The following is a 3,591-nucleotide window of genomic DNA, read 5'->3' as shown; positions in this document are numbered from 1 at the left end:
CCCTTATTATGAACCTTGCCTTATTTTACAGGACATCTCTTGTAATCATTCCTTTGTCTGGTTTTTTCAAGCCAGATCCGATATTACTTAACAGATACGCAGAACAAAATTCATTTGGAAAGAAATGAGCAGGCATGGTATTGATAAAGGAAAAACAAACCATTAAACAATAGGAGGATAGCATATAAGAATTTTATAAACTAAACTATATAAAAACGGGGAAACACAAATGTATCTCCCCTGGATTAAATCATCGAAACAGGTCTTCAATTGGCGTTGGCACCTGAATCAATTTACCACTTAACCCTAAACAAAAGTATGCAAAAATTTGAAGAAGTCAGGTGGCCCTATGGGTCGGCTTCGCAAKTCTCGTTACCAGTTTTCGGGCAGGAAAAGCCTGTTCGATCCAGATTATCAGTCCGTTCCTTACGCACCTTGCGCCATTTAGGAATGTTGATTATCGCTCAATTTATTTTTTCAATTGCGGTTAAAGCACAAACCGTACCGCTCATTAACTCTACCCTCAGCGGTTTGGTTACCGATTCGAAAACTAAAGAGCCAATCCCAGGTGTAGTGATCCGCATTAACGGAACTACCCACTCTGCAGCAACCGATAATGAAGGCAAATTTAGGTTCGTAACCGGACAGAAGTTTCCTTATACCCTAACAGTAAGTTACATTGGTTATAAAACCATCGAAATCATAGCAAATGGAAGTCCGATTGAAATTAAACTAGAAGAAGCTGCCAACCAACTTGATAATGTGGTGGTAGTGGGTTATGGCACGCAGAAGCGAAGCGACATTACAGGTTCCGTTTCTTCCATTTCTAAGTCGGCATTGAAACAACCCTTAAGTTCGGTAGATCAATTGTTAAAGGGTGCTGCTGCCGGTGTGCAGGTTACCCAAACATCCGGTCAGCCGGGTGGTGGCGTAAGTATCCGTGTAAGGGGCGGAAGTTCTGTACAAGGCGGAAATGAACCTTTATATGTAGTTGATGGATTTCCTTTGTACAATAGTTCGGCTTCGGCAGGCACGTTGAGTGGTACGCCACTTAATCCCTTGGCCAGTATTAATCCTTCTGACATTGAAACGGTTGATATTCTAAAAGACGCTTCTGCAACGGCTATTTATGGTTCGAGGGGAGCTAATGGTGTCGTGATCATCACCACCAAAAAAGGAAAAGCAGATCGTAGTGCGGTTACCTATGAAGGAAGTTATGGTACGCAATCGTTAAGAAAGAAGTTAGACCTCTTAAATGCACACGATTTTGCTTTGCTCCGGAACGATGCTTTGTACGATACCGACCCAACCAAAGGCCGTTTCCAGTATTTGAGTCAGGCGCAGATTGATCAGTTAGGAGCGGGAACAGACTGGCAGGCTGAAGCATTCGAACGTGCACCAACACAAAACAATCAACTCACCATCAGTGGCGGTAACCCAAAAACACGTTATCTCATTTCGGGGAATTACTTTGATCAGGACGGTATTTTAAAGAACACCGATTATTCGAGGATCAGTATCAGGGCCAATGTAGATGCCCAGCCTTTCGAAAAATTTAAAGTAAGTGCAAGTATTACCGGAAGTAAGGCCGATGCCAATGTATCTCCCTCGGGGATCATCAATGGCCTGTTGATTATGCCTGCTACTGCTTCCATTTACGATGCTTCTGGTGCTTACACCCTCCGTAATCCTTTCGAAAATATATTTGCCAACCCTATTGCCTCATTAAAAGAGCAAATTAATAAATCAACCACCAATAAATTTTTGGGAACAGCATTTGGAGAATACACTATTATTGAAGGACTGAATTTAAAAGTATTGCTTGGTGCTGATGTAAATAGTGTAAATGAGAAGAATTATATCCCATCAACCATTTATGAAGGAAGTACCATTGGTGGTTCTGCCGGAAAGGGAACTTATAATTCCTATTCCTGGTTAAATGAGAATACCCTTTCATACAATAAAGCTTTTGGTAAACATGCTTTAGATGCTGTAATCGGTTTTACGCAACAGGAATTTTCCAGTGAAACCACCAGGGCAAATGCCCAGAAGTTTGTAACCGACGATTTAACCTTTAACAGCTTACAAAGTGGTGCAACCTTGGTAGCGCCTTATTCTGATGCCACGAGATGGGTATTACATTCTTACCTGGCCAGGGTAAATTACAGTTTCGATAACCGTTATTTCTTAACCTCGAGCATCCGTGCCGATGGTTCTTCCCGTTTTGGGAAAGGAAACAAATGGGGTTACTTCCCTTCGGCAGCAGCTTCATGGAAAATCAGTAATGAGAAATTTTTCGAGTCCTTACAAAAAACAATCAGTGAGCTTAAGGTCCGTGCCAGTTTCGGTACAACAGGAAACCTGGAGATTGGTCAATACCAGTCTTTGGCAACTTTATACAGTCTCAACTATGTTTTTGGTGGCACCACCGCCATGGGTTTTGCACCTAACCGCATTGCGAACGATAAACTGGGCTGGGAAACTACCCATCAATACGATGCTGGCCTGGATATCGGCTTTTTTAACAACCGCGTCCAATTAACGTTAGATGGTTATTACAAGAAAACCAAAGATTTATTATTAAATGTAGAGATCCCCTGGACAACTGGTTATGGTACATCGCTACAGAATTATGGATCGGTATTGAATAAAGGATTTGAAATTGGCCTGAATACCCGCAACCTTACCGGCGCATTTATCTGGAATACCAATTTAAACTTTTCTGTTAACCGGAATGAAGTGCTGAGTATTGGTAATGGCGCACAGTCGTACATCAGCGGGAACTACATTGTAAAAGTTGGCGAACCCTTAGGCAGCTTTTATGGTAATGTAACCGATGGAATCCTGCAAACTGGTGAAGAAGTTACTAAAGGTAAATATACGGGTAGCGCCGTGCCAAAACCTGGCGATAGATTGTACAAAGATATTAATGGCGATGGTTTGTTTACAACCGCTGCAGATAAAGCCATTATTGGCAATGCACAACCCGATTTCATTTTTGGCGTAACCAATAATTTTGAATATAAAGGTTTCGATCTGTTAATATTTATACAAGGCTCGTATGGCAACAGTATTTTAAACTCGAATATGCAAACCCTGGAGCTGTTTACCGGGCAGCAAAATGCCTCAGCTACCGCTTTAAACCGGTGGACACCAAGTAATCCAAGTCAAACCATTCCAAGGGCCAAATTAGATCCTGCACCTGTGTTTTCCGATCGTTTTATCGAAAGCGGTTCTTTCTTAAGGTTAAAAGATGTATCACTGGGTTATACCTTGCCAAAAAAGATCGCTGCTAAGGCAAAGTTATCAAATGTATATTTCTATGTAGCCGGGCAGAACCTCCTTACCTGGACAAACTATTCAGGCTTCGATCCCGAAATTACCTCTGGAAGTAATGTATCGCCAGGAACTGATGCCGGGATTTACCCCATCGCCAGATCGGTTAGGGCTGGCTTAAGATTAACATTTTAATCTATATCGCAATGAAAAAGATAAACTTAATATATGCATCCATTTTAGCAGTAGCACTTTCGGCCTGCTCCAAGCTAGAAGAAGATCCCGATGCTGTGCTTGTTACTGCACAGTTTTACC

General features: G+C 41.9%; 1 protein-coding gene. It reads left to right on the top strand.

Features of this window, described 5'->3' with window-relative positions; genetic code table 11:
- Positions 1-318 precede the first annotated feature (318 nt).
- A complete protein-coding gene (locus tag AC1DPQ_RS21360; RefSeq protein WP_477610808.1) occupies positions 319-3,471 on the top strand; it encodes a SusC/RagA family TonB-linked outer membrane protein in 3,153 nt (1,050 codons plus the stop codon).
- The last annotated feature ends 120 nt before the right edge of the window (positions 3,472-3,591 follow it).

It is taken from the genome of Pedobacter sp. 01T416_2 (assembly GCF_056398925.1).
Note: the sequence above shows the minus strand (reverse complement) of the source record. Positions and strands in the feature narration are given on the sequence as shown.